Source organism: Sphingorhabdus sp. Alg231-15 (genome assembly GCF_900149705.1).
Lineage (GTDB): Bacteria > Pseudomonadota > Alphaproteobacteria > Sphingomonadales > Sphingomonadaceae > Parasphingorhabdus.
This window is the reverse complement of the sequence record NZ_LT703001.1, coordinates 575,742-595,994: the sequence shown is the minus strand read 5'-3', so window position 1 is coordinate 595,994 and position 20,253 is coordinate 575,742. Positions and strand designations below refer to the sequence as shown.

The 20,253-nt window shown below is 52.6% G+C and carries 20 protein-coding genes; 10 read left to right on the top strand and 10 right to left on the bottom strand.

The genetic code is table 11. The features are described 5' to 3' along the window. The first annotated feature begins 52 nt into the window (after positions 1-52). The 4 genes from ilvD to DG177_RS02735 are packed head-to-tail and all read left to right on the top strand — an operon-like array spanning position 53 to position 4,815. Complete coding sequence (gene ilvD / locus DG177_RS02750) at positions 53-1,774, top strand: dihydroxy-acid dehydratase (protein WP_108810095.1); 1,722 nt, start codon at positions 53-55, stop codon at positions 1,772-1,774. Beyond that, positions 1,755-2,195: a hypothetical protein gene (locus DG177_RS02745; RefSeq protein WP_108810094.1), complete on the top strand. Its 441-nt coding sequence runs from the start codon at positions 1,755-1,757 to the stop codon at positions 2,193-2,195. Before ilvD ends, DG177_RS02745 begins: the two co-directional genes overlap by 20 nt. Before the next feature lie 2 nt (positions 2,196-2,197). Beyond that, positions 2,198-3,607, top strand: coding sequence for an NAD(P)H-hydrate dehydratase (locus tag DG177_RS02740; protein ID WP_337658459.1), 1,410 nt, complete (start codon positions 2,198-2,200; stop codon positions 3,605-3,607). Then, positions 3,604-4,815 carry a class I SAM-dependent RNA methyltransferase gene (locus DG177_RS02735; protein ID WP_108810093.1) on the top strand — a complete coding sequence of 404 codons (1,212 nt, stop codon included), beginning with the start codon at positions 3,604-3,606 and terminating at the stop codon, positions 4,813-4,815. The genes DG177_RS02740 and DG177_RS02735 overlap by 4 nt, the downstream gene beginning before the upstream one ends. A gap of 10 nt (positions 4,816-4,825) precedes the next feature. Here the strand turns inward: DG177_RS02735 and DG177_RS02730 are convergent, their stop codons facing one another. The 6 genes from DG177_RS02730 to DG177_RS02705 all read right to left on the bottom strand — a co-directional run bounded on the left by DG177_RS02730 (position 4,826) and on the right by DG177_RS02705 (position 10,522). Further along, a complete protein-coding gene (locus DG177_RS02730) occupies positions 4,826-5,785 on the bottom strand; it encodes a nitrilase-related carbon-nitrogen hydrolase (protein WP_108810092.1) in 960 nt (319 codons plus the stop codon). Between the two features lie 18 nt (positions 5,786-5,803). After that, positions 5,804-6,238, bottom strand: a complete 435-nt coding sequence (locus DG177_RS02725; RefSeq protein ID WP_108810091.1) for an MAPEG family protein — start codon at positions 6,236-6,238, stop codon at positions 5,804-5,806. 30 nt (positions 6,239-6,268) lie between these two features. Continuing rightward, the gene (locus DG177_RS02720; protein ID WP_108810090.1) at positions 6,269-6,697 is read right to left on the bottom strand and encodes an MAPEG family protein; all 429 of its coding nucleotides are present in this window, start codon (positions 6,695-6,697) and stop codon (positions 6,269-6,271) included. Between the two features lie 70 nt (positions 6,698-6,767). Then, positions 6,768-7,967, bottom strand: a complete 1,200-nt coding sequence (locus DG177_RS02715) for a type III PLP-dependent enzyme (protein ID WP_108810089.1) — start codon at positions 7,965-7,967, stop codon at positions 6,768-6,770. A 173-nt stretch (positions 7,968-8,140) separates the two neighbouring features. After that, a complete protein-coding gene (locus DG177_RS02710; RefSeq protein ID WP_108810088.1) occupies positions 8,141-9,304 on the bottom strand; it encodes a carboxynorspermidine decarboxylase in 1,164 nt (387 codons plus the stop codon). Then, entirely contained in the window at positions 9,305-10,522 is a 1,218-nt protein-coding gene (locus tag DG177_RS02705) for a saccharopine dehydrogenase C-terminal domain-containing protein (protein WP_108810087.1), read from the bottom strand. Between the two features lie 53 nt (positions 10,523-10,575). On the opposite strand from DG177_RS02705, the gene DG177_RS02700 reads away from it, so the two are divergent. The 4 genes from DG177_RS02700 (at position 10,576) to DG177_RS02685 (ending at position 13,492) form a co-directional block, all read left to right on the top strand. After that, a complete protein-coding gene (locus DG177_RS02700; RefSeq protein WP_108810086.1) occupies positions 10,576-11,556 on the top strand; it encodes a pyridoxal-phosphate dependent enzyme in 981 nt (326 codons plus the stop codon). 38 nt (positions 11,557-11,594) lie between these two features. Then, positions 11,595-12,164 carry a sigma-70 family RNA polymerase sigma factor gene (locus DG177_RS02695; RefSeq protein WP_108810085.1) on the top strand — a complete coding sequence of 190 codons (570 nt, stop codon included), beginning with the start codon at positions 11,595-11,597 and terminating at the stop codon, positions 12,162-12,164. Beyond that, a complete protein-coding gene (locus DG177_RS02690; protein WP_108810084.1) occupies positions 12,157-12,858 on the top strand; it encodes an anti-sigma factor domain-containing protein in 702 nt (233 codons plus the stop codon). The genes DG177_RS02695 and DG177_RS02690 overlap by 8 nt, the downstream gene beginning before the upstream one ends. Positions 12,859-12,940: 82 nt before the next feature. Further along, positions 12,941-13,492: a fasciclin domain-containing protein gene (locus tag DG177_RS02685; RefSeq protein ID WP_108810083.1), complete on the top strand. Its 552-nt coding sequence runs from the start codon at positions 12,941-12,943 to the stop codon at positions 13,490-13,492. A 59-nt stretch (positions 13,493-13,551) separates the two neighbouring features. Here the strand turns inward: DG177_RS02685 and DG177_RS02680 are convergent, their stop codons facing one another. The 4 genes from DG177_RS02680 to murI form a co-directional block, all read right to left on the bottom strand. After that, positions 13,552-15,126 (bottom strand): cisplatin damage response ATP-dependent DNA ligase, encoded by a 1,575-nt coding sequence (locus DG177_RS02680; RefSeq protein ID WP_108810082.1) that lies wholly within the window; start codon positions 15,124-15,126, stop codon positions 13,552-13,554. Positions 15,127-15,129: 3 nt separating this feature from the next. After that, positions 15,130-16,128 carry a ligase-associated DNA damage response exonuclease gene (locus DG177_RS02675; RefSeq protein ID WP_108812733.1) on the bottom strand — a complete coding sequence of 333 codons (999 nt, stop codon included), beginning with the start codon at positions 16,126-16,128 and terminating at the stop codon, positions 15,130-15,132. 46 nt (positions 16,129-16,174) lie between these two features. Further along, positions 16,175-17,389 carry a 5-aminolevulinate synthase gene (gene hemA / locus DG177_RS02670; protein WP_108810081.1) on the bottom strand — a complete coding sequence of 405 codons (1,215 nt, stop codon included), beginning with the start codon at positions 17,387-17,389 and terminating at the stop codon, positions 16,175-16,177. 108 nt (positions 17,390-17,497) lie between these two features. Further along, positions 17,498-18,307 carry a glutamate racemase gene (gene murI / locus DG177_RS02665; RefSeq protein WP_108810080.1) on the bottom strand — a complete coding sequence of 270 codons (810 nt, stop codon included), beginning with the start codon at positions 18,305-18,307 and terminating at the stop codon, positions 17,498-17,500. A gap of 147 nt (positions 18,308-18,454) precedes the next feature. Between murI and plsY the strand changes: the two genes are divergently transcribed. Both plsY and dprA read left to right on the top strand, forming a co-directional pair. Then, positions 18,455-19,048: a glycerol-3-phosphate 1-O-acyltransferase PlsY gene (gene plsY / locus DG177_RS02660; RefSeq protein WP_108810079.1), complete on the top strand. Its 594-nt coding sequence runs from the start codon at positions 18,455-18,457 to the stop codon at positions 19,046-19,048. Between the two features lie 29 nt (positions 19,049-19,077). Next, positions 19,078-20,190, top strand: coding sequence for a DNA-processing protein DprA (gene dprA / locus DG177_RS02655; RefSeq protein WP_108810078.1), 1,113 nt, complete (start codon positions 19,078-19,080; stop codon positions 20,188-20,190). The last annotated feature ends 63 nt before the right edge of the window (positions 20,191-20,253 follow it).

Below are 20,253 nucleotides of genomic sequence, written 5' to 3'. Positions count from 1 at the left end.
GTTTTGGAAGGAGGATCGGCATATATAGCTCCCTCTTTTGCAGGACCAATAAATGACTCGGACGTTCGATAAATCCAACCTACCAAGCCGTCATGTCAGCGTCGGCCCCGAACGCGCACCGCAGCGCAGCTATTATTATGCCATGGGCATGACAGAGGAAGATATCGCCAAACCCTTTGTCGGTATTGCGTCGGCAGGTAATGATAGCGCGCCTTGCAATACCTTACTGGATTCCCAAGCCGATATGGCGCGAGAAGGTGTTATCGAAGCAGGCGGCACGCCTCGCCGTTTCAATACGATCACCGTGACCGATGGCATTGCCATGGGACATCAGGGAATGAAATCCTCGCTCGTGTCGCGGGAGGTGATAGCGGATTCTGTCGAAGTCAGCGTGCGCGGTCATTGTTATGATGCGGTTATTGGTTATGCGGGCTGTGACAAAAGTCTGCCCGGAATGATGATGGCAATGCTGCGCCTCAACGTGCCGTCTATCTTCGTTTACGGCGGCTCTATTCTGCCAGGTCGTTTCCACAATGAAGACGTCACGGTTGTCGATGTTTTTGAAGCGGTCGGCCAGCACAGTGCCGGAAACTGCCCGTTACAGGAATTGATTGAACTCGAAAAGGTCGCCTGTCCCGGACATGGTGCCTGTGGTGGCCAGTTTACGGCCAACACGATGGCCTGCGTCGCCGAAGCGATCGGATTGTCATTGCCCAATAGCAATATGGCGCCGGCACCCTATGAGAGCCGTGATGATATGGCGGTGGCAGCAGGACGTCAGGTTATGGACCTGATCGAACGCAATCTCCGTCCGCGTGATATCTGCACCAGAGAGGCCTTTGTGAATGCGGCCCGTATTGTCGCAGCCACAGGCGGATCAACCAATGCAGCGCTCCACCTTCCAGCCATGGCAAGCGAGGCGGGTATTGATTTTGATCTGTTTGATGTCGCAGAAGCCTTCAAATCAACGCCTTATTTGGCGGATCTGAAGCCGGGCGGCAAATATGTCGCGAGAGATATGCACAATGCTGGCGGTGTCTATATGCTGATGAAAACCATGATGGACAATGATCTGTTAAACGGTGATTGCATCACAGTAACTGGCAAAACATTGGGCGAGAATATCGACGAGATTACATGGAATAGCGACCAGAAGGTCATATATGATGTGAAGAATGCAATTACCGAAACAGGCGGTGTGGTTGGCTTGAAAGGTTCGTTGGCACCAGAAGGTGCAATCGTGAAGGTTGCCGGAATGGCACGCCTGCAATTTCGCGGCCCTGCACAGATATTCGAATGTGAAGAAGATGCCTTTAGCGCGGTTGAAAAACGCGAAATCAAGGAAGGTTCTGTGATTATTATTCGCAACGAAGGCCCGAAAGGCGGTCCGGGCATGCGAGAGATGCTCGCCACAACGGCGGCGCTCTATGGTCAGGGCATGGGCGAAAAAGTAGCCCTCATCACCGATGGCCGTTTTTCAGGTGCGACGCGGGGCTTTTGTATCGGTCATGTCGGTCCGGAAGCGGCCGATGGCGGTCCAATTGGCTTGGTAGAAGAAGGTGACATCATCAATATCGATGCGGAGGTCGGTACAATCGATCTCGAAGTTGACGAAAAAACACTGGAAGAGCGCCGTTCACAATATACTCCCCATGTGAATGATTATGGGGCAGGTGCATTATGGCGCTATGCTCAAAATGTGGGTCCGGCCTATAAGGGTGCAGTCACCCATCCCGGAGCGAAAGCAGAAAAACATGTCTACGCGGATATTTAGCAGTTTTGCAGTCATTTTGCTGGTTTCAGCATGCGGAAAACCGGACAACAGCATCCTGGCAGAGGCAGAGGATAGTGCAGTAGCGCAAGCTGCTGATGATGGCAGGATCGAATGTGCGATTAATGGCGACACTAGTTTTTCGAGTGGTTGCCAAACTGAACGTCTGTCTGGGGAAAATGGTGTGACCCTGATCGTCCGGCATCCCGATGGGGGCTTTCGTCGGTTTAATGTCCTCACCGACGGTCGCGGACTGGAAGCTGCGGATGGTTCGGAGAAAGCCAGAATCGAAATTGTCGAAGATGACAGGATTTTGGTGAGCGTGGGTTCTGACAAATATCTTATGTCTGCGCGCATGAAGACGGCAGATACGGCCGATGCCGCCAATCAAGCGGATGGACCGGCACCACAAGCTGGTAACTAGTAGTGGCCGTGCTCAATCATGGGCATATCCTGACAGCTGCACAGATGCAGGCAGCTGAGCAGCGCTTGATAGATAATGGAACATCGGTGATCGAGTTGATGCACAGGGCGGGAACCGGTGCGGCTGATTACATCTGGCGCGCGGCACCGCATTGCCCAACATTGATACTATGCGGTCCCGGGAATAATGGCGGCGATGGATATGTCATCGCCCAGGCGTTGTTGGAAAAAGAGACGGATGTTGCCATAGCAGCGAGCGGCGAACCTACGACGAATGCGGCGAAAAATGCAAAATCTCTGTGGCAGGGACAAACATTTGCCTTGGACGATGCGCGACCAGCAAAACAATTTATCGATTGCCTGTTCGGAACTGGATTGACCCGACCTGTGAGTGGCACCTTATTGGATCACCACCAACGTCTGTTCAACGAAGCCGAGCGACGGGTAGCGATTGATCTTCCCAGCGGTATTGAAACCGATACCGGGGCGATACTTAATCCGGTGTCCCGATATGACCTGACTATTGCGCTAGGAGCGTTCAAACCAGCGCACTATCTTGCACCAGCTTGTGGACTAATGGGAGGCTTGGCCGGGGTCGACATTGGCGTAGATGCCGCTTCGGCGGTCCAATTACTGGCGCGACCCACAATAGAGCCGCCCAAGACAGACGACCATAAATATACAAGAGGACTGGTTGCTGTTGTCGCTGGCAGCATGCCGGGAGCGGCCAAATTATCTGGCTTGGCCGCGCAGCGCTCAGGAGCAGGTTATGTGAAGATATTTGCGGAAACCGGTTTTTCGTCGCCCAACCATAGTATTGTTGTCGAACCTCATGAGAATGGAGCGCAGCTCCAAGGGCAATTGTCCGATGACAGGATCGCGATCATTGTGATCGGGCCCGGGCTTGGCCGTGATAGCCATGCGGAAAGGCTGCTGGATCTGGTTTTGGATATCGACAAGCCGGTTTTGCTCGATGCCGATGCTTTGATCCTTTTAGGGAAAACAGATCTCAACCGTTTGAAAGACCGATCAGCACCAGTCATTATGACCCCACATGCCGGTGAATTTGCGGCATTGTCTGAAAACGACAAAGGATCGAAAATCGACCTTACGAGAATATTGGCCAGCGAAAGCGGTGCCGTTGTTGTTCACAAAGGCAATAATAGCGTGATCGCTGATCCCGAAGGCACCGCGGCTTTGGCACCTGCATCATCAAGCTGGCTTTCCACTGCGGGAACAGGCGATGTTCTGGTGGGTATGATCGCCGCCCGCTTTGCGAACGAGAAAGATGTTTTTCTGGCAGCAAAGCAGGGGCAATGGTTACACAGCCGCGCGGCTAAACTAGCCGGACCTGCCTTTTCGCCGGAGATACTGATTGATCATATCCCGAAAGCGCTACAAGAGTGCCTATGAGCACTGAAACCGATTCCAATCTTATCTTACGTGTCGCGGCCAAAGGCGACGGTGTCACCGCTGATGGCCGCCACGTCGCCTTTTCGGCACCGTTTGATCGGCTGAACGAGGAAGGTGGCCTGATAAAAGGACCGCATCACGTCGATCCGCCTTGCCAGCATTTCAAGGAATGCGGTGGGTGTAGCCTGCAACAGCTGGATGACGAGAGTTATGCGCAGTTTGTGATTGATCGTGTCGCTTATGCGCTGGAGGGGCAGGGGCTTAGTGCAGGAATACTGCATCCGCCGCAGATATCGAAACCGCACAGTCGAATTAGAGCCAGTTTACGAGCAGCGATGATGGGTAAGAGCTTCAAGCTCGGGTTTAGCGGCGCGGGTAGTCACCGGATTGTTGACCTCAAGCAGTGCGAAATCATGCGGCCTGAGCTTTTTGCCGTGATTGGTCCATTGCGCAGTTTTTTGAAATCGGTGGCGCGGCGCAAGCATGACATGAATGTCGAGATGAGCCTGTCCGACCAGGGTGTCGATCTTTGTATCAAAAATTATGAGCCAGAAAGCCTGGAGCAACGCGAGGCACTGGCGGCCTTTGCGCAGGCCAACAATCTGGCCCGACTTTCCGTCGATAATGGTTATGGTCCCGAAACCCAGTGGGAACCGGAGCCGGTTACTGTAACATTTAACGGCATTGCGGTAGCCTTGCCGCATAACAGCTTCCTGCAACCCACTGGTGACGGTAAAGCCGCATTGGTCGCTGCTATGCTGGAAACCATCGGTGATACAAAATTGGTCGCGGATCTGTTTGCTGGTCTGGGCACGTTCACATTTGCACTTGGTGACAGTCACAAGGTCTATGCCGCTGAAGGTTCTCGTGACGCAATTGGCGCGTTGAAAATGGCGGCGAACCTGTCCGGTCGCCAGATATTCACGGAGCATCGTGATCTGTTCCGGCGTCCGCTTAGTCCGGAGGAATTGAACCGATTTGGAGCGGTGATACTAGATCCTCCCCGTGCCGGTGCCCGCGATCAGATCGCCCAGATCGCGCAATCGGATGTGCCGAAGATTTGCTACATCAGTTGCAATCCCGCAAGCTTTGCGCGCGATGCGAAGCAACTTTGTGATGCGGGGTATAAGCTGGATTCGCTTTGGCCTGTGGGTCAGTTTCTATGGTCGACGCATGTGGAGCTGGTATCCAGCTTTACCAAGGCATAGACGAGATATTCTAGTCTTCGGACCAGTTCACGCCGGCCTTTGACCGCGTATCAACCGTCAGGTCAAACACGTCCGCTCTGGAGTAATGACCGTCAACATCCAGCGCAGCCTTTGCCTCTTTACCGGCATCAAGGTCGATCTCAGCGGTCAGGATCATGTCCTGTTCGCCCGCTTCTGCCAGGACAGTCGCATCGGGCGCGACAATGATGCTTTGCCCAAATTGTAGCTGCGTATCCGGAATTTCATTGAACAGTGCTTCTGCTTCAGCATTACCGCCGGCCTGTTTCAGGCCTTCGAGCAAGTCATCCCGGTGCAGCAATGTGCCTGCCGCCAGCACATGGCATCCGCCTTCAAAGGCATAATGGCGCGAGGCAATCTGATAGGTTTCTCTTACCGTCGGCCAGGCGGCGACATGGACGTCTTCGCGCAAGTTATGCATCGCGGCGCGGGCGAGCGGCATCCAGTGCTCCCAGCAAATCAGGTTCCCCGCGCGGCCCCAGTCCGCCTGATGCACATCAATGGTCGAGCCGTCACCACGGTTCCAGATCAGGCGCTCGCCATGGGTCGGGACCAGCTTGCGATGGTTTAGCACCGGCATGTCCGGACGGAACAGCATCTGGTTATTGTAAAGGCTAGAGCGCAACCGTTCATGCACGCCGATGGAAATGCAGAGCTTCTTCGCATCGGCCAACTCTTGCAGCGGCTCCAGTCGCGGGTCATTCTCGACGATCGCCTGATCCATGAGGATACGGTGCAAGGCCTTGCTGCCCGGATGGTCCCACAACGCAGCCCCCGGTGCCTCGTCGAGCCAGATCGGATAGCCGCCCAGAAATGTCTCGCCAAAGCCAATCATCCGCGCGCCCTGGTCGCTGGCCTCACGGCTAAGACTGACCGCCTGTTCGATGCCCTTGTCGATGCACAGGGGGATCGGTGCCGCCTGGACTATTGCGACATTCAAAAGGTTGGGCATGGCATGGACCGTTTCTGGTTAGTGGAACACCGCAAGCGCTGCGTGGATGGCCAGAGCGATAATACACAGGCTGGACAATGCAAACACCAAAAAGCGGTACAAGATCTTGTTCACGGTCGTCTGGATCAGGCTGTGCACGACGCGCAAACCAACATAAGCCCATGCGATGGTCAGGTTCAGACCGTCTCCTTGTCCGACAATCGCCAACACGATACACACAGCATAGAATAGTGTCGGTTCGGTGAGCAGGTGATTATAATTATGCGCCTTCCACTGCACTTCCGGTGGCAGCAGGGCGTCCAGACCACCAGCGGTGGATTCGCGGCTCAGTTTGTCGGGATCAACCTTCGCCTTGCTCATCGCTGGTAGACGCGTGGCATACATCCACAGCCATATCAGCATCGTCCACAATATGAGCGCCACAACCGGCTGTAAGATAGGACTATTTTCCATTATTATTCCCCCAAAAAAATCAGATAAAAATCAAACAAAAGTCGTGAAAAACGCATTCATAGCCATGATCAGCAGACAGATGGTCGATGCCACGAACAGCAAAAAGCGAACATTGACGAGATTGACCGTCGCCTGCCAGATGCTGTGAGCAATCCGCAGCAAAACATAAGCCCATGCCAGCCACAGGTTGATCCCGGTTCCTGCCTCGGCGATCGCCAGGATGATGACGGTGGCGTAAAATAGAGTCGGTTGCTCCATCAAATGGGTGTAATTGTGGGACTTCCATGCGACTTTGTCGGGCATGTTGGGATCGATGTCAGGCCCGCGCCCACCGGGCTTCGCGGTTATATCCAATCCCATTTTCTTGGCCGCAGGAAGCCGCGTGCCGGCCATCCAGAACAGCATGATGATTGACCAGATGACCAGCAGGGCCGCTGGCGCCAAAATTGCAGTGCTCATGATATCCTCCCAAATATGGGCGGAACCTGCGTCACATATTGTAAATTGTCAAACGCAACTTAAACGGTCGCTATGCGCCGGGGAAAGACACCACATTTTCATGATCAGTCCGATCGAGATTATCGCCGACATAGACGCTGGACATGGGTTCATCCGCGACATCATAATCATCGATCGATCCATAACCGTTAAACTTGGTCCGCATCGCCGATCCATAAGCGCCCAGCATACCGATCTCGATATAATCGCCCGCTTTCACGTCTTCGGGCAGCACAAATGGTCCGGCCATATGATCCATATCGTCGCAGGTGGGGCCATAGAAACTATATTCGGTCAATGCCGCTTCGTTTGCTCCTTCGCCAAGCAACTGCACCGGAAAGCGCCAGCCAATATGCGCGGCATCAAACAATGTGCCATATGCACCATCGTTGATGTACAACTCGTCGCCGCGGCGTTGTTCGACCTTGACGATAAGTGAATTATATTCCGCTGCCAGCGCGCGACCCGGCTCACACCAGAGTTCCGCGGAATAGCTGATTGGCAAATCTTCAAACGTCCGGTCAATCGCGCTGAAATAGTGATTGAGCGATGGCGGGGCCATGTCGGGATAGATGGATGGAAAACCGCCCCCGACATTGACAATGTCCACGGTGACAGACGCCTCAACAATCGCAGTCCGAACGCGTTCCAGTGCATGGACATAGGCAAGCGGAGTCATTGCCTGACTGCCGACGTGGAAACATATGCCGAACTGGTCAGCAGCCTGACGCGCGCGCTGCAAGAGAATGGCGGAATCATCAACATCAATGCCAAATTTGGATGCGAGGCTGATCTGCGCAAATTCTGATGCAACTTTGATCCGCACAAAAAGCGTCAAATCTTCTGCGCCATTGGTCGCTCGCTCAATCTTATCAAGCTCTTCGATGGAATCGAGCGAGAACACTCGTACACCGTGATCATGATAGGCTTCGCGGATTACCGCTTCGGACTTGATTGGATGCATGAAGCACAAAATCGCTTCGGGCAGCGTGCTGTGAACCAGGCGCACCTCTTCAATTGACGCGACATCATAATGGGTCACGCCTTCACTGAACAACAACCGCAAAAGGGCAGGCGAGGGGTTTGCCTTAACGGCGTAAAGCGACTTGCCGGGAAATTGCTCGACAAAGTAACGCGCCGCGCGCCGCGCAGCGTGCGGGCGGTTCAGTAATACTGGAATGTCGGGGCAAAGAGCCTTCGTCAGCTCCTGCGCATCATGGAAATTGTGCAACTCAAGGGACCCCCTAGATTTTAAGATCGATTGAGCTGCCTTGCGGAATCACAAGTGCCATGGGGCAGCGGAGGCGGCTATATGGCCGCTTTGGCAATCTGTAAAGTGCCTATGGCTGATAAATATGGCACAAATGCGGAGATTTATTGCGATGCAGCAATTTATGCTGGAAATTAGCTCAGCCGATCCCGAAACTCGGTCCAGTCAAACTGCTTCACGCAACGCAATTCATCGGTTTCGCTGTTCCACAGCCAGATGGAGGGCAGCGGTACCCCATTAAAAGTGTTGGTCTTGACCATCGAATAATGGGCCTGATCGAGAAATGCGATCCTCTGACCAATATCCGCAGGCTCCGGTAGCTGATAGTCGCCGATAATATCGCCAGCGAGACAACTCGGTCCGCCCAGCCTTATTGTATTTCCGTCCTCGCGCTCGTTCAGCATGGCGGGACGATAAGGCGCTTCGATGACATCGGGCATATGACAGGTAGCGGATATGTCAGTGATACCGATTGGCATATCGTTGTCGAATACATCCAGTATCTCACCAACCAATATCCCGGCATCAAGAGCAACCGCTTCGCCCGGTTCAAGATAGATATCGCAGCCTGATTTGGCCTTGAGGTCGGAAAGGAATTGTACCAGTGCCTCACGATCATAATCATCCCGCGTGATATGATGACCGCCGCCCAGATTGATCCATTTGAGCTTGTCGAAATGGGGCGCGATTTGCGGTTCGATCTTGGCCCAAGTTTGCTCCAAGGCATCGAAATTCTGTTCACACAGATTATGAAAATGCACACCGGAAATAGCATTGAAATGACCGGGTTCTAGCTGTGAAACCGGAAAACCCAATCGGCTATGCTGCTGGCTGGGGTCATATTTTGGTGTTTCACCCAGCGCAATTTCAGGATTTAAGCGCAGACCAATGCCGCAGTCATCGAGACCTAAATCGGCTTCACTTTTCCATCTTTCAATCTGCGCCGGATTGTTGAAAGTGACATGATCGGACAGGGTAGCAATCTCGGCAAGATCATCAGCTTTATAGGCCGGGGAATAAGTGCTGATAGAACCATTAAATTGCTCTTTGGCCAGCTTCGCTTCCCAAAGTCCCGATGCACAAAAGCCGTCAAGATATTGATCTATCAACGGTGCAAGGGACCACATGGAAAACGCTTTGAGTGCAAGCAGGACTTTAGCACCGGATCGCGCCTTTATATCGGCTAATATTTCAAGGTTCCGACGAACCGCAGTTTCATCCACCACAAAGGCAGGAGAGGGGACCCGCTTCAGATCAAAATGCGCAAATGCGCCGGGATCGCCTGCTTTGGTTTCCATTTAAAACGCTAAAGGCCCGTCGAGCTCTTCCAGCGTCCATGGCAAGCCATGCTCGTTCAGCATTTCCATAAACGGATCAGGATCAAATTCTTCCATATTGAAGACACCATCACCGGCCCATTTGCCGGATAGCATCAGAGCTGAGCCGATCATCGCCGGTACGCCAGTGGTGTAGCTCACACCCTGATTGCCAGTTTCTTCAAACGCCGCTTCGTGGCTGCAGATATTTTTGACATAGAGCGTTTTCTGGACGCCGTCTTTTTCGCCCGTCGCAATCACCCCGATATTGGTATTGCCTTTGGTTGTTTCACCAAGGCTGGCCGGTTCAGGCAGGACCGCTTTCAGGAATTGCAGCGGAATGATTTCACGGCCTTCATAGATTACCGGATCAATCCGGGTCATGCCGACATTCTGCAACACTTCAAGATGGGTGAGATAGGCATCGCCAAAGGTCATCCAGAACCGGATTCGTTTGATTTCGGGAATGTGGGTTTTGAGGGATTCAATCTCCTCATGATACATCAGATACATGTTTTTCGGGCCGACAGCCTCAAAATCAAATTCCTGCTTATGTGACAGGGCAGGGGTCTCAACCCATTCGCCATTTTGCCAATGACGGGCAGGAGCGGTCACTTCGCGGATATTGATTTCGGGATTGAAGTTGGTAGCGAAATGCTGGCCATGATCACCGCCATTGCAATCCAATATGTCGACCGTGTCGATCCGATCGAAATGGTGCTTCTTGAGCCATGAAGTGAATATGGAGGTTACGCCGGGGTCAAAGCCCGACCCTAGCAACGCCATGATACCGGCATCCTTGAAACGATCCTGATAATCCCATTGCCATTTATATTCGAACTTGGCTTCATCGCGCGGTTCGTAATTGGCGGTGTCGAGATAGTCGGTCTTTGTCGCGAGGCATGCGTCCATGATCGGCAAATCCTGATAAGGCAGTGCCAGATTGACGACCAAGGCAGGCTGTACCTTTTCGATAAGCGCGGACATGGCGGGCACGTCATCAGCATCAATTTGTGCAGTTTCGATAGCCACGCCAGTGCGTTCTTTCACGGACGCGGCAATGGCTTCACATTTGGACAGCGTGCGACTGGCCAGAAATATCTCTGAAAACGGACCTGTATTTGCCGCTATCAGCTGCGCCATCTTGTGCACGGCGACCGAACTGACACCGCCTGCACCAATCACCAGAAGCTTGCTCATATTATCCACTCATTTCGCTAGAGGAATCGTTTAACCGCATATAGAAGGACGCCATGACAGAGCAATTACTTTTGGACCCGACCCGCAAACCAAGTGCAGCGGGGGTTGAACGGGCCGCTGGAAAAGTTGCCGATATTCTTCCCAAAACGCCGCTATTGCCTTTGACTGTCGACGGCAAGACTATCTGGTGCAAGGCGGAAAGCCTGCAACCTATCGGGGCCTTCAAGATACGCGGTGGCTGGCACCGTCTGACCGATCTCAGTGAAGAGCAACGCAAGTGCGGCGTGGTGGCCTTTTCCAGCGGTAATCATGCGCAGGGCGTGGCCTGGGCAGCGCATCGCCTTGGGGTCAGGGCGACCATCATCATGCCTGCCGATGCACCGCTGGCGAAGCTGGAGAATACAAAGAAGCTGGGCGCAGAGGTGATCACCTATGATCGTCTTGCTGATTCCCGGGAAGAACTGGCGGCAGAAATGGCCGGCGAAAGTGGCGCGGTTGTGGTTCCCAGCTTTGATGATCCGTGGATTATTGAAGGGCAGGGCAGCACTGGTGTCGAAATTCGGGAACAGATGATTGCGCAGGCGGGTGGGCCGCCCGATCACCTGGTGGCCTGCTGTGGCGGCGGCGGGCTGGCTTCCGGCATTTCACTAGTCAATCCCGAGGCTGATCTCACAGTGGTCGAGCCAGAGGGTTGGGATGACATGAAACGGTCACTGGAAGGCGGCAGAATCGTGCCAGTGCAGGAAAATCCGCCGCCCACAGAATGTGATGCCCTGCAGACGCTTTTGGTTTCACCGCTGACCTTTGATGTTTTGAAGGCGCGTAACGCCAATGCTGTGTTTGTGACCAAGGCGGAAGTGCATCACGCGATGCGGGTTGCGTTTAAAAAGTTGCGTCTGGTTGTCGAACCGGGTGGAGCGGTTGCTTTGGCTGCAATTTTGTCAGGTAAGGCTCCTGTAACCGACCGAACCGCGATTACAATTTCGGGGGGCAATGTCGATCCGGAACGGTTTGCCCGGATAATAGGTGCTTGAAACTTTGGTAGATTGTCATAGTCTCTGCGACGGAGAATATGCCCCAATCCAATGAAACAGATCGCGCTCGCGCACAACTATCTGCCTTGATCGGTCAGGCCGCCGGTGGTGACCGTCAGGCGTTTCAAGATATATATAATCTCACATCGGCGAAACTTTTTGGCGTTTGCCTTCGTATCTTAAATGATCGCCAAGCATCGGAAGATGCGCTGCAGGACGCTTATGTTAAAGTCTGGCGTAATGCCGGGCGGTTTGATGCACAGCGGGCCAGTCCGATAACCTGGCTGGCGACGATAGCCCGCAACACCGCGATTGACCGGAAACGATCAGGCGGTACCAGGGTTATGGTTTCGGAGGACGCCATAAAGGATATGGCGGCGGATGAGCAAAGTGCATTGGAGAGGCTGGAAAAACAGGAAGGTTCGGATATTTTGAACAAATGCCTCGATAGTCTGGAAGCACGGCAGCGTAATGTTATCCGTACGGCTTTCTTTGAAGGGCATAGTTATAACGAGTTGGCGCAGAAACTGGATACGCCTCTGGGGACGGTCAAAAGCTGGGTTCGCCGGGGATTGAAGCGCCTGAAGGATTGCATGGACGATGGTTGAAGAAACGGAGCCTCAGAAAGATGATGAAGCGCTGGCTGCTGAATTGGTGCTAGGGCTGCTCGATGGTGATGAGAAGGCCGTGGCGCTTCGGAAGCAATTGTCCGATCCGAAGTTTGCGCAATATGTTGATGATTGGAATCAACGGGTCGATCCATTGTTTCAGGAATTTAAGGACGCGGAGCCAGCGGCGTCTGTCTGGGCGAGTATAGAAGATCGTCTGGATAACGGATCGTCAGGTGGCGATGTGGTTCAGATGAAACGCTGGCGCACCGGAGCGATTGTCTCGGGCGCACTGGCCGCCTGTCTGGCGCTCGCACTCATTGTCGGTCCAGGCCCCTTTGCGCCAACTTCCGAGCCCCAATCTGTAGCGGTTGCGCAACTAACCGGCAACATTGAAGGCCTCGTTCTCGCCGTATCATACAACCCCGAAACTGCCGAAATGCGGGTCGATGTAAACGGCATGCCAGAAACCGAAACTGCCCCGGAACTGTGGGTTGTCGGCAAAGACGGCGTGCCCCGCTCCCTGGGCCAAATCGGCCGCGACGGCATCAGCGCCATGACTGTCCCCAGCGACCACCGCAAACTGATCAACTCCGCGGCCACATTGCAACTTTCAATGGAACCTCCCTCTGAAATACCCCATGCCAAACCCACCGGTGAACCAGTAGCTACCGGCAAAATAACAATTATCTGAACTTTTTTGCATCCGTTGGGAAAGTCAACCCGTAACTCCTGGCATATCCATCTTCGGATATGAATTTTTAGGAGTTACCCCCATGAAGAATATTCGTTTTTCCAAAGTCGCAATAGCATTAATCGGTTCGCTCGCATTGGTAAGCGGCGGCAGTGCTTATGCTAAGCACCACGCGGAAATGTCCTCACAGAATGTCGTTGAGAAAGCCGCCAGCACCGATGACTTTTCTACTCTGGTGGCCGCTATCACGGCCGCTGATCTGGTTACCACATTGTCAAGCGATGGCCCGTTCACCGTATTCGCGCCGCTTAACTCGGCCTTCGCAAAGCTCCCCGCAGGAACAGTTGAAACCCTCGTTAAACCGGAAAACAAAGCGACTTTAACTTCGATCTTGACCTACCATGTTGTCTCTGGCCGCTTCAAAGCCAAGGATGTCATAGGCTTGATCAAGAAAGCGCCTGATGGCGTGGCTTCCATTCCGACCGTACAGGGCGGAATTCTAAAAGCATCAATGGGTAGCGATGGTTCGCTGACTCTGACCGATGCGAAAGGCGGTATGTCAAAAGTAGTCATGGCCGATGTAAACCAATCTAATGGTGTCATCCATGCCATTGATACGGTTGTGATGCCTTAACTTCCAAATATCTCAATCCCCTATGGCCCGCAGAACTTTAGCTCTGCGGGCCATTTCTATCATGTAACCATCCTTTTCAGAGTAGCAACCTGGTCGGCTTCTGCGGCGGGTTTGTCCGTTCTGATCCTTGATATTCGCGGAAACCGCATGGCCAGGCCAGACTTGTGGCGCTTGCTTTGGTGGATGGAGTCGAAAGCGACCTCCAGTACCATTGTCTTTTCAACTTCGCGAACCGGTCCAAAGCGATTTACTGTGTTCTTACGTACGAAGCGGTCCAGCATTTTTAGTTCTTCATTGGTAAATCCGGAATAGGCTTTTCCGACGGGATAAAGCTCGCCGTCTTCCGTCCAACAGCCGAAGGTATAATCGGAATAGAAAGACGATCTTTTGCCTGATCCGCGTTGTGCATACATCATTACACAATCAGCAACCAACGGATCGCGTTTCCACTTGTACCAGAGACCTGTTTTTCGGCCTGACAAATAGGCGCTGTCTCGACGTTTGAGCATCACGCCTTCTATGGCAGCGTCACGTGTACCATCTCTCATTTTGGTCAGATGATTAAAGTCGCGCGCTTCCAAAATCGATGAAATATCAAATCGCTCAACATCCAAGAGCGGAACGAACTTTTCCAATTCTTTTCGACGATATGTCCAGCTTTGCTCTCTAAGGTCTGTGTCCCCATTGAAGAGAATATCATAAAGCCTAACGAACGCCGGATAGTCATTCAACATCTTCGCAGAGACTTTCTTGCGCCCTAATCTTTGCTGCAACGCGTTAAAACTTGCCGCCTCGCCACCTTGAAATTCACCTCTAACCAAAAGCTCCCCATCAACAACACCGGTTGATTGAAAGGCGTTTGCGATGTCGGGAAAGGCTGCCGTAATGTCATCTCCACCACGGCTGAAGAGTTTCGTTTCGTGACCGGTTCCGGCTATCTGAATGCGAATGCCATCCCATTTCCATTCGGCAGCATAGTCCGACATATCAACTATTTTATCTTCCAACGGATGCGCTAGCATGAACGGTCGGAAAAACGCGACGCCTTCCAAATCTGGTCGTTCAGCTTTTCCTTCCCCCCAAGCGAAAAGCTCAGAATAGGGCGGGGTCAGAGCATGCCAAACCTCCTCAATATCCTCTACAGCCAGATCAAACGCCTGGCCAAGAGCAGTTTTCGCCAAGCGTGCTGAAACACCTACCCGCATTCCACCAGTGGCGAATTTCAGAAGCGCGTATCGCTCATTCGTCGTCATGCGATCCATGAAATTTGAAAGCAGTTTTGGAGCATCGGATCGACTAACAGCAGTCAGCTCGTCGACAATTTGTCCAATTGAGGGCGTGTCAACGGCTTCAACATTTTTGATATCAGGCCAGATCAGCGCAATGGTTTCTGCGGTATCACCAACAAAATCCCGGCTTAACTTAAATAGTGCTTCGTCAACGCGCTCCATCGCCATGTTTCGCATAGCCGATGCTTTCACATTGGGAAAATCAAGATCACCGGTCAATGCTGCCAAGACCCACCCACGATCAGGATCAGATGCTTGTTTTAGATAGTCACTGATCAGACGTAATTTGCCATTGCGGGACCGGGTGTAAATCAGGCTATCGAGAAGATCTGAAAATGCGTGCATTGCTTAATCATCCTCCTCTTCGCGACCAACCATTTCCAATGCTCTGGCCTTCATCTGATTCAGCTCACACCAACGTACGAGCGCGTCCTCTCTTCCATGTGTCACCCAAGTTTCCGACGGAGCGACATCCTTTATCGTCTGGGTTAGCTCATCCCAATCTGCATGATCGGACATGATCAGCGGAAGTTCGACGTTGCGCTGTCGCGCTCGTTGACGAACGCGCATCCATCCAGAAGCCATTGCGGTGAGGGGATCTGGCAGCCTTCTGCTCCAGCGATCATTCAGAGCCGAAGGCGGCGCCAATATAATTGCGCCGCGCATATCATCCTTTTTGGTATCCATAACGGATCGGATATCGCCCAAATCGACACCCAATGTTTGGTAAAGATGGCACATTTTCTCCAGAGCGCCATGCAGAAAAATTGGATGCCGATAACCTGTCTTTCGTAATTCACCAATCACCCGTTGCGCTTTTCCCAAGGCATAAGCGCCAACCAGAATACAGCGATCAGGATTGGCCGTTCTCGCAGAAAGTAATTTGTCTATTTCATTTGCCGTATCGGGATGTCTGAAAACCGGCAGTCCGAAAGTCGCTTCCGTGATGAAAACATCGCAGGGCACCACTTCAAATGGAGCGCAGGTGGGATCAGCTCTGCGTTTATAATCTCCCGTAGCAACGACCCGTTCTCCAGCATATTCCATCAGTATCTGGGCGGATCCCAAAACGTGGCCTGCCGAATGGTAGCTGATTTGTACTCCACCAAGCTCAAAACCGTCACCATATGAGATGGCCTGTCCAGATGTGACGCCATAGCGCAGACCCATGATGGCCAGAGTTTCAGGTGTCGCCCAAACTGTCTCGTGACCCCCTCTCGCGTGATCAGCGTGACCATGCGTAACCAATGCTCTAGAGACTGGTCTGGAAGGGTCTATCCACGCGTCAGCTGGTTTGATGTAAATACCATGTGGATGGGGTTCTATCCATTGGGCAGCATTGGTCATACCCATCTATAGTGTCGAAATCGGAAAAAGTTCCAGGAAAACCGGACTAAGCTGCGAGCTTCAATTCCATCCGGCTCCAGATTTCAACCAGGGCCTTTGTAAGATCTGCCATCATTTCTTCAGTGTGAACCGGACCAGGGGTGAAGCGCAGTCGCTCAAGACCGCGCGGAACCGTTGGATAGTTTATCGGCTGCACATATACGCCATACTCAGCCAGTAAAATATCGCTGATTTTCTTCGCTTTGATCGGGTCACCGACCAGTAATGGCACGATATGAGTGGTTGAACCCATCACCGGGAGCCCGGCGTCGGAGAACATGTCTTTCAATGTCTGCGCGGCGGCTTGCTGGCCTTCTCTTTCAGCATTGGATTTTTTGAGGTGGCGCACACTTGCCAGTGCACCAGCGACAAGGACAGGGGACAGGCTGGTGGTAAAGATAAAACCGGGTGCATAAGACCTGATGACGTCGATGATCTTTTGATCGGCGGTAATATAACCCCCCATCACTCCAACGGCCTTAGCCAGTGTTCCTTCAATGATCGTGATACGATCCGCGGCACCATCCCGTTCAGAAATGCCGCCGCCATGAGTGCCGTACATCCCTACGGCATGCACTTCATCGCAATAGGTGAGGGCGTTATATTTGTCTGCTAGATCGCAAATATCGTGCAAAGGGGCCACATCCCCATCCATGGAGTAAATGCTCTCGAAAGCGATCAATTTAGGTGTGTCAGAATCTTCTGCGGCAAGCAATTCTTCAAGATGTTCAAGATCATTGTGCCGAAAGATGCGTTTTTCGCATCCGCTATTTTTGATACCCGCAATCATTGAAGCATGATTCAATTCATCGGAGAAAATGATGCAGCCGGGTAGTATCTTGGTAAGTGTCGATAGCGTGGCTTCATTTGAAACATAGCCGGAGGTGAAAAGCAAAGCCCCAGATTTGCCGTGCAAGTCTGCCAGTTCGTTTTCAAGTTCGACATGATAATGGGTGTTGCCGCCAATATTTCGCGTGCCACCAGAGCCTGCGCCTACGTCATGCAACGCCTCTTCCATGGCAGCGATCACATCAGGATGCTGCCCCATCGCAAGATAATCGTTGGAACACCAGACGGTTACCGGCTTTGGTCCATTATGATGGGCGAAACAGCGCGCGTTAGGAAAAGTTCCTTTATTCCGCAAAATATCGATAAAAACCCGATAGCGACCTTCGCTGTGAAGACGGTCAATCGCTTGAGAAAAAACCTTGTCGTAATCCACTTTAGACTATTCCCTGTTCCATATTCTTACCAAGCGATCCTATGAAATGGCCATTAACGACCTTTTTTCCTAATTTCCAGCGCGAACCACTCGCAATAAGCGCTACACTTACAATGCTTCCAATGTGGTCAACCCAAATGTCTTCAGCGCTGATTGATAAGAGGATAGCTGCTCGACGGTGCCTGTTGTCACAAAAACCCCGTTTTTCGGTGATTTTGGCCATATTACGTGCTGGGTAAGATCGGCAATCCGTCTCGCAATCCCATTTGACCCATCAATAAATTGAATGTCTCTAACAAAAGATTTTTGCAACTCTTCTTGCACCAATGGGAAATGCGTACAGGCCAATATCACGGTGTCAATTTGATCGCCATATTCCTGGTCAGTAAGGCCGGAAACCGCTCTGGATATGATTTTGGGGTCCGGCACCTCATCGCGTAATCTGGCTTCGGCAGCGTAGACAAGGTCTGGTGCGCCAAACCTCAGAATTTTTTTATCTGGTGCGAACTCTGCTGCCAATCGGTCAACATAGGGTTGCCGGATCGTGGCCTTCGTGCCGAGAAGGCCAATGACGCCGGTCTTCGTCATCTGGCTGGCAGGCTTTATCGCCGGCACAGTGCCGACGACCGGAATATCCAGCACGGACCGGACCACATCCAGCGCTATTGTTGATGCGGTATTGCAGGCAATTGTTACCAATTGCGGTTTATAGCGCTCGACGAGGCGCCCTAAAAGTAACGGAATGCGGGTGGAAAGCTCTTCTTCTGATTTCATTCCGTAGGGCATGCCAGCATAATCCGCAGCGTAAATAACTGGCGCGGTGGGCATCAGTTTTTGCGACTCCCGCAATATGGAGAGTCCCCCGATACCCGTATCAAAAAACAATAGTGGTGCTGTTGTTGCTTGTTCGGCTTTCATCACGTCCCTTAAGCACGGTTAACACAAGGCATCAACTGTCTCAGCTGATCCTACAACCAATTGAACTTACCTGTTTTTACAACGCAAAAGCCTTGCTCAATTGCTTTCTTACAGATAGCTCCCGGAAATCAAAGGGGATTTGATAAGATGCAATCCATGTGGATTGAACCAATTTTGGCTGTTTTCGTCGGCTATATGCTGGGAGCAATACCGTTTGGCCTGTTGTTAACACGGTTAACGGGCGGCGGGGATTTGCGGGATATCGGGTCGGGAAATATTGGTGCGACCAATGTTTTGAGAACCGGCAACAAGGCTATTGCCGCGCTGACCCTGTTACTGGATGTTGGCAAAGGGGCTGTTGCGGTGCTGGTCGCGGCGAGTGTTTTTGACGGATTGGGCGTGCTGGCGGGCATGGGTGCGTTTTTGGGCCATCTATATCCGGTCTGGCTGAAGTTCAAGGGCGGCAAAGGGGTTGCCACTCTGTTGGGTATCGTTGCCGCACTAGCTCCGGTGCTGGGTATAGTGTTTGCAGTTACCTGGCTCGGCGGCCTGCTAATCTTGAGATACTCATCGGTTAGCGGCATGCTTGCGGCGCTTTCAGTGCCTGTTACGGCAGTTATAGTTGGACTCTATTCATGGATACCAATGTTTATCGGTTTTGCATTGCTTGTAATCTGGAAACACCGCGCTAATATTGAGCGGCTGATGGCGGGCGAAGAGCCCAAAGTCGGAGCCTCCTGAATTCCCCCAACCGTTAAACGGTATACAGCATGGAAGACAAATTTGATCGGCTGAGGCTGATTCGATCCGCCAATATCGGCCCGGTAAGCTATAGGCAGCTCATCCGCCGCTTTGGCTCGGCCAGCAATGCTCTGGAGATGATACCGGAACTAGCATCGCGTGGTGGAAGCAGGGCACCGCGTCTAGCGGATAAAACCAACATCGAGGAAGAAATGCACGCGGTTGAAAAGCTCGGTGCTCGCTATCTGTTCCTCGGTGATGCGGATTATCCTTATCTGCTGGCGGAACTTAGCAACGCACCACCGGCGATAATCTACCGCGGCAATCTCTCGCTTTTCAAAAAACCCATGATTGCCATTGTTGGTGCCCGTAACGCATCGGCTGCAGCCTGCCGCTTTGCCAGGGATTTAGCCAATGGCCTGATAAGCGAAGGTATTTCAGTTGTGTCCGGTCTTGCTCGGGGCATTGATACTGCGGCCCATCAGGGCTCGGTTGCGCGGTCTGCGGTCGCCGTCATTGCGGGAGGAATCGACATTCATTATCCGCCTGAAAATGAGCAGTTGCAGCAGCAGATTGCGCGGGATGGCCTGCTGTTAGCGGAACAACCGCCCGGTACCGAACCCAAGGCCCGCCATTTTCCCTATCGTAACCGGATCATCGCGGGTGTGTCGTGCGGAACCGTTGTGGTCGAAGCAGCGCCAAAATCGGGATCCCTGATCACCGCCCGACTGGCGGCTGAGACCGGACGTCATGTCATGGCCGTTCCAGGTTCTCCGCTCGATCCGCGATCCAATGGCTGTAATGGACTGATCCGCGATGGTGCGACTCTGATACAATCGGTCGACGATGTGATCGAGTTGATCAGCCATTTTGATGATCGCGCAGCCGGAACGGATATCCCTGGTGATCGTTTGGAAACATCGGATCATGCAACAAAGCTGCAAAGGTCATCAGCAGCAGATATTAACGACAAGGAACGGCACACGCTTATCGCGCTGCTCGGCATGACACCCGTTTCCGTCGATGAGCTTGTTCGGCAATCGGAACTTTCGGCGGCATCAGTGCAAATGGCCCTGTTGGAATTGGAACTTGCTGGCCGATTGACTCGGCATGCTGGCGCGCGCGTAAGTTTGCCTAGTTGAAATCCTGCGAAATTCGGCTAAACGGCATTTTCGTCGATCAAGGGCTTGACGAACGTCTAACTT